This is a genomic window from Sphingomonas sp. (genome assembly GCF_019242355.1).
GTDB lineage: Bacteria > Pseudomonadota > Alphaproteobacteria > Sphingomonadales > Sphingomonadaceae > Sphingomicrobium.
In genome coordinates, this window is sequence record NZ_JAFAVR010000261.1 from 1 (window position 1) to 6,807 (window position 6,807).

Genomic DNA, 6,807 nt, shown 5'->3' on the forward strand with positions numbered 1-6,807 from the left:
GACCGGTCAGCCTGCGCCGGATCGAGCAGCGCGCTCAGAAGATTTCCGAGCTTCGTTTCCGCGACGGAGAAATTGAAGCCATCCATTTGCGGCCCGTAGAAATAACGGCCGTCAATGCCGGGTTCTCCGAGGAAAGCCCGAACGGGGGTGCCGTTGTCCCTGCGGGCGAGATAGGCAGCCCCTGCCGACGCGGACTTGCGCGCTGCCTGCACCGCGGGCCAGTCGCCGACCAGCTGCCGCAGCACCGCTGGCTCATATCGGCTCTCGACCTCGCGTTCGAAGGCAGCACCGTCCACTGCGTCGATGCAGCGCACCCGGTCGGCCTCGGCGAGGTCAACTGGACCTGGCTCGACATCGGCCACGGTGCCGGATCAGTGGCCGGCGTGCGCCTGGGCGATCAATTCGTTGAACTTCGCCGCGCTGATCCCCAGCAACAGGCCCTGTTCGTCCTTGCCGAAGGCAGTCGCGGGGACCTTGATCTTGGTCGTGCCGGTATCGACGACCACGCCATCGGGATCGACTTGCGACACGATGCCGATGTGGGCGCCGCTGACGTCGCGAAGCTGGCTACCGACCTTCAAGTCGGCAGCAGTCGCAGCCACGGCGTGCGACTTCGCTGCCGGACGACTGTCATCCTTGGGCACGGCTTTCTGGTCTGCGGCGCCGACAAGCCGATTGTATTCGGCGTTGTTCTCTCGGTTGCCCGCCGAGATCTTTGCGGAGTCGCCCGAGCCCGGCAGCGGCGCACCTGGCGGAGCCGCCTGAGCGTTCGCTAGGCTCGCCGACGCGATCGTCAGCGCCATGCTGACCGAAACTGCTGCAATAGACCGATTCATGATGTCCCGCTCCGCTGTTGATAGCGCTATCAGATGCCGCGCCACAGCACGGCAAATGGCGCCTTATGCCTTTAGACCCTCAACGTGAACCCAGGCTGTGCAGCGGCTCAGCGCTTGAGCGCCGCTGCGGCCCTGGCTCGCTCCGTAACTTGGCCGAGGTTGCTTTCTCCCGGACGGATGAACCAGGTCCCTCCCACGCACAGTACGGATGATACCGCCAGCCAGTCGGCCGCAGTCTCCGGCCGAACGCCACCGGTCGGGCAGAAACGCGCCTCGGCGAGCGGAGCAGAGAGCGCCTTGAGGGCAGCAATCCCTCCCGAAGCCTCGGCAGGGAAGAACTTGAATCGGCTCAGGCCGAGATCGAGGCCGCGCATGATGTCGGCCGCGGTCGCAACGCCCGGCAGGTACGGAATCCCGGCGTCGCGGACAGCAAGCGCAAGAGGATTGGTCAAGCCGGGCGAGACGATGAAGCGGCTGCCCGCGTCGATGGCCTGCGCCAGCTGGACCTCATTGAGGACGGTGCCTGCGCCGACGATCGCGCCCGGAACCGCGTTCATTGCGCGGATCGCGTCGAGCGCGCCCGGAGTCCGCAAAGTCACTTCCAGCACTGGCAAGCCCGCGTCGACGAGTGTCTCGGCAAGCTCGACCGGGTCAACCTCGCCGTTGAGGACCAGCACCGGGATTACCGGCGCGGCGCGCATGATCTCGTCAATCGTCATGGATGCTCCCCAGCAAAGGCCGCCGCAGCGCCGAACAGTCCGGGCTGCGGATGTGTGATGAGCTTGACGGGCATCTCGTCCATTCGGCGTTCGAAGCGGCCCTTGGCGATGAACCGGTCGCGAAAACCCGAATCCGGCAAATGATCGGACAGCCGCAGCCCGAGGCCCCCGGCGATCACCACCGCCTCAGCGCCCTGGGCAAGGGCCATGTCGCCGGACACCGCGCCAAGGCTCAGGCAAAAGCGATCCAGAGCGGCGTTGGCGAGACTGTCCCGATACTCAAGTGCAGCGCCCCATAGCTCCTTGTCGTCATGAAATGTCAGGTCGAGGCCTTCGATCGCGCCCAGGGCTTCGTAAATGTTCCACAAACCTCGGCCCGCAACCAGGCGCTCGACTGAGACGCGCCGGAAGTTCTTCCGCAATTGCTGCAGGATACGGTCCTCGAGACTGTCGAGGGGCGCAAAGTCGACGTGTCCGCCCTCTGTCTCGATAACGTCGTAGGAGCCTCCGTGGCGGTTGAGGATCGCGACGCCAAGCCCCGTGCCCGGACCGAGGACGGTGATGATGCCCTGCTCTGGAAGCGGCCGTTCGGGACCGCAGACATGCTTGAAGTCGCGATCGCCCAGCGATGCGACGGCATGGGCGACCGCCCCGAAGTCATTGACGATTGTGTAGCGGTCGACGCCGAGCCGATCCTTGATCAGCGCAGGCCGGATCACCCACGGATTGTTGGTCATCTTGAGGACGTCGCCGGCAATCGGTCCAGCAAAAGCGATCGCGAGCTCATTGGGAAGCTCGATGGAGGCCCTCCGACCGAACTCCTGCCAGGCGAGCTGGAAGCTACCATGCTCGGCCGTCTTCAAAGTCACTGGCTCGCCGAGCTCGATGACCCTGCCGCCATCGATCGTCGCAACTGCGAAGCGGGCGTGAGTCCCGCCGACATCTGCCGCCGCGATCCGCCTCATGCCTGCTCCGTCTCCATTGCCGCCAGTATTGCCGACGCGCCGCGTTCGGCTTCGTCGGCCTGGCGCATCAGCGCGAAAAGCTCGCGGCCCGTTCCGACTGGTGGTGGTGGCGAATTGGCCGGCGATCGCGGCGAAAGGTCGATTCCGACGGCTTCGAGAACGCCAGTGCGCGCATCGACCCTGATGACGTCGCCATCGCGCACTCGCGCGAGCGGTCCGTCCGGGAGCGCTTCGGGCGATACGTGGATGGCAGCCGGCACCTTGCCGCTTGCGCCCGACATGCGGCCGTCGGTGACCAGCGCCACCTTCTGCCCGCGATCCTGAAGCACGCCGAGAGTCGGCACCAGCTTGTGCAGCTCCGGCATCCCATTTGCTCGTGGCCCCTGAAAACGTACCACGACGACCACGTCGCCAGTCAGCTCGCCAGCCTTGAAGGCGTCCAGCACCTGATTCTGGTCGCTGAAGCAGCGTGCCGGCGCCTCTATGAAATGACGCTCGGGATCGACGGCGCTGGTCTTGATGACTCCGCGTCCAAGATTGCCGCGAAGTAGCTTCAGCCCGCCGTCGGACTGGAACGGATCGCTCGCCGGCCGCAGGATATCGATGTCGCCACTCTCCTCGGCAGGCTTCCAGACGAGCTCATCGCCGTGCAATTCGGGATTGCCGATCCACGCATCCATGACGTCTGCGCCTGCAGTCACAGTGTCGGCGTGGAGCAAGCCTTCGCGCAGCAATGCATAAGTCACGAAGGCCATTCCGCCCGCCTGCTGGAAGTCGTTCACATCCTTCGAGCCGTTGGGATACACGCGCGCGATCAGTGGCACCGCGGACGAGAGCTCCTCGAAATCCTCCCAGTCGATGTAGATGCCCGCCGCCCGGGCCATCGCCGGTAGGTGGATGGTATGATTGGTCGACCCGCCGGTCGCGAGCAGTCCGATCATGGCGTTCACAATTGCCTTCTCGTCGACGACCGTGGCCAACGGCCGCTCAGAGCTCCGGCCAAGATCCGCGAGGCGATGAACCGCGGCCCGCGTCAACGCCTGGCGGAGCGGCGTTCCCGGATTGACGAAGGCGGCATTGGGGATGTGCAGCCCCATCAGCTCCATCATCATCTGGTTCGAATTGGCGGTGCCGTAGAAGGTGCAGGTTCCCGAAGAGTGGTAAGACGCAGCTTCGGCGTTGAGGAGCTCATCCTTTCCGACCTTGCCCTCGGCATAGAGCTGGCGGATCCGCTGCTTTTCCTTGTTGGACAGGCCCGACGGCATCGGCCCGCCAGGAACCAGCAGCATAGGCAGATGACCGAAGCGAAGCGCTCCGATCAGAAGGCCGGGTACGATCTTGTCGCAGATGCCGAGGAGAGCGACGGCCTCGAACATGCCATGGCTGAGCGCGACCGCAGTGCTCATCGCGATGACGTCCCGGCTGAACAGCGAAAGGTCCATCCCCGCCTGACCCTGGGTCACGCCATCGCACATCGCCGGAACGCCGCCCGCAACCTGCGCCGTAGCACCGACCTCGCGAGCGAAGATCTTCATTTGATCAGGGTAACGGCCATAAGGCGCGTGCGCCGACAACATGTCGTTGTAAGCGGTTACAATCGCGATGTTGGGCCCCTTGAGGTCGCGGATCGCTTCCTGGTCCGGCCCTGCCCCGGCGAAACCATGCGCAAAGTTGCCGCAGGAGAGGCTTGGGCGGTTGATCCCGCGTTCCTTCTGCTCGGCCATAAGGTCGAGATAGCGCCGGCGCGTCGGACGCGACCGTTCGATGATCCGGTCTGTGACCCTGGCGATGATCGGATTGAGGCTCATTCCAGGCTCACTCATGCCAGCTGATGCCGTCGCGCTCGGTCAGTGCGATCGCCGCCGATGGGCCCCATGTCCCGGCCGAATAGGACCGAGGCGAGATGCCCTTGGCCGACCAGGCCGAGCGGATCTGGTCGATCCACTTCCACTGCGCCTCGACCTCGTCACGCCGCACGAATAGCGTCGGGTCGCCCTCGATCAGGTCGAGAAGAAGCCGTTCATAGGCGATCCGGCGCCGGTACTCGCTGAAGGCGTTGGCAAGGCCGATGTCGAGCGGGATCTCGCGCAGCCGAACGCCGTCGCGGTCGAGTCCTGGAGTCTTGGCCATCAGCCTCAGCTCGATGCTCTCTTCGGGCTGGAGGCCGATGATCAGCTTGTTCGGGCGTGTCGTGGCGCCGCGCGACGCGAAGATCGAATAGGGTACGTCACGGAACTGGATGAAGATCTCGGTGTCCCGCTGGGGCATTCTCTTGCCGGTGCGCAGGTAGAAGGGCACGCCCTTCCAGCGCCAGTTGTCGACCTGCGCCTTCAGCGCGACGAAAGTCTCGGTGCCACTCGCACGTCCGAGCTCGTCGGCGTAGCCTGGCACCGGCTGGCCCTCGACCGCACCGCGCGTGTATTGACCGGTGACGGTATGGAATTCCACATCGTCCGGCCCGATCGGCCGAAGCGAGCGCAAGACCTTGACCTTCTCGTCGCGCACTGCGGTCGCGTCGAAATTGGTGGGCGGCTCCATGGCGACCAGCGCCAGCAGCTGCAGCATGTGATTCTGGACCATGTCGCGAAGGGCACCGGAGCCGTCGTAATAATCGCCCCTGCCCTCCACCCCGACCGTCTCGGCGACCGTGATCTGCACATGGTCGATGTGGGTACTGTTCCAGAGCGGCTCGAACATCGAATTGGCGAACCTCAGCGCAAGCAGGTTCTGAACCGTCTCCTTGCCGAGATAATGGTCGATCCGGAACGTGCGTTCCTCTGGAAAAGCGGACGCGACCGCGTCGTTGATCTCGCAGCTTGAAGCGAAGTCGGTACCGAGCGGCTTCTCCAGAGCCATCCGTACTGTCGGGCTTGCAAGCCCCGCGGCTTCAAGCCCGTCGATGGTCGGCTTGAACAGCGAGGGCGCCGTTGACAGGAAAATGGCCAGGCCGCCGCTCGTATCCCCGACGTCGGTCGCGAGGCTCGCGAAGGCCGACGGATCCTTGATATCGAGCGGGACATAGTGAAGACGCCGGAGGAAGCGGTCGGCGACATCGTCCTTGAAGATGCCTTGCGGCAAATGCTCTTCTAGAGCCGCCCTCGTCCGGTCGCGGAATTCCGCGTCGTCGAGCACTGTACGCGCTGTGCCGATAATCCTGAGGGCGGCGGGAAGAAGCCCGTCGGCATCAAGCCCGTAGAGCGAGGGAAGAAGCATCCGGCGAGCGAGATCGCCGGTCGCACCGAACAGCAATAGGGTGGAAACCGCATCGGCCATGCGCGCCCTATATGCCCCCCGACGCGCAAGCAAAGCCCGAAATCTCTGATCTCGCCTTCGGCACCAACCCGGTCTCACGGAAACAGTCGTTGATCGAAACTGAGTTAACGTCCATCGAAGATTCGGGAGCGGGGCTTTGCGCGGCCGGGAATTTCCGTCAAAGGCCGCCCGCCCCAAAGACTCGAATTCCAGGACACGTGCCCGACCTCCGTTTCAACTTCGTACGGCTAAGCCGCTGGTCGGTGGTCGCCGCCACGGCCGTTTGCCTCGTGGCCTGCGGCGGCGCGAAGGACGACGCTGGCGGGCGCGGTGGTTCCGGCGGGGCCAAGGGACCTCTCCGGGTCGGTTACGTGGTGGTTCAGCAAGGCAGTGCACCGCTCACTCAGGAACTTCCTGGCCGCGTTTCGGCCTACCAAGTCTCCGAAGTCCGTCCCCAGGTCTCGGGAGTGATTACGAGGCGCCTGTTCCAGGAAGGCTCCGTCGTCCGCCAGGGACAGACGCTCTACCAGATCGACCCGAGCATCTATCAGGCTCAGACCGCACAGGCCCAGGCGAACCTGCAGAGCGCCCGTGCCAGTGCGGAAGCCGCGCGCACGCTGGCCAGCCGCTATCGGCCGCTGGTGCAGATGCAGGCGATCTCGAAGCAGGATTATACCAACGCAGTTGCTCAGGCACGCCAGGCGGATGCATCGGTCGCGCAAAACTCCGCCGCAGTCCGGACGGCGCAGATCAATCTCCACTACACCCGCGTCCCGGCTCCGATCAGCGGGCGCATCGGCGTTTCGAACGTGACCGAAGGCGCGCTCGTCACGGCCAATCAGACCGATGCACTCACCACCATCACCAGGCTGGACCCGGTCTTCGTCGATATCCAGGAGTCGGCCGCGGACCTGCTTGCACTGCGCAAGGCGTTGAGCAGCGGCGGCGCGGTGTCCACGACCGCGCAGGTTCGCCTGAAACTCGCCGATGGCTTCGACTACGGATACACTGGGACCGTCGAGTTCAGCCAGGTGC

7 protein-coding genes are annotated in these 6,807 nt (G+C 64.7%); 1 reads left to right on the forward strand and 6 read right to left on the reverse strand.

Going from position 1 to position 6,807, the window contains the following annotated elements; genetic code table 11:
• From JOZ79_RS12465 to zwf, 6 genes are all read right to left on the reverse strand, one after another.
• On the reverse strand, positions 1-362 hold a 362-nt coding region (locus tag JOZ79_RS12465; protein WP_294074664.1), incomplete at its 3' end, for a cupin-like domain-containing protein.
• 9 nt (positions 363-371) lie between these two features.
• A complete protein-coding gene (locus JOZ79_RS12470; protein ID WP_294074667.1) occupies positions 372-836 on the reverse strand; it encodes a hypothetical protein in 465 nt (154 codons plus the stop codon).
• 107 nt (positions 837-943) lie between these two features.
• The gene (gene eda / locus JOZ79_RS12475; RefSeq protein ID WP_294074669.1) at positions 944-1,555 is read right to left on the reverse strand and encodes a bifunctional 4-hydroxy-2-oxoglutarate aldolase/2-dehydro-3-deoxy-phosphogluconate aldolase; all 612 of its coding nucleotides are present in this window, start codon (positions 1,553-1,555) and stop codon (positions 944-946) included.
• Positions 1,552-2,520 (reverse strand): glucokinase, encoded by a 969-nt coding sequence (locus JOZ79_RS12480; RefSeq protein WP_294074672.1) that lies wholly within the window; start codon positions 2,518-2,520, stop codon positions 1,552-1,554. Before JOZ79_RS12480 ends, eda begins: the two co-directional genes overlap by 4 nt.
• The gene (gene edd / locus JOZ79_RS12485) at positions 2,517-4,328 is read right to left on the reverse strand and encodes a phosphogluconate dehydratase (protein WP_294074675.1); all 1,812 of its coding nucleotides are present in this window, start codon (positions 4,326-4,328) and stop codon (positions 2,517-2,519) included. The genes JOZ79_RS12480 and edd overlap by 4 nt, the downstream gene beginning before the upstream one ends.
• A gap of 7 nt (positions 4,329-4,335) precedes the next feature.
• A complete protein-coding gene (gene zwf / locus JOZ79_RS12490; protein WP_294074677.1) occupies positions 4,336-5,793 on the reverse strand; it encodes a glucose-6-phosphate dehydrogenase in 1,458 nt (485 codons plus the stop codon).
• Between the two features lie 197 nt (positions 5,794-5,990).
• On the opposite strand from zwf, the gene JOZ79_RS12495 reads away from it, so the two are divergent.
• The coding region (locus JOZ79_RS12495) for an efflux RND transporter periplasmic adaptor subunit (RefSeq protein ID WP_294074679.1) at positions 5,991-6,807 on the forward strand (817 nt) is incomplete at its 3' end.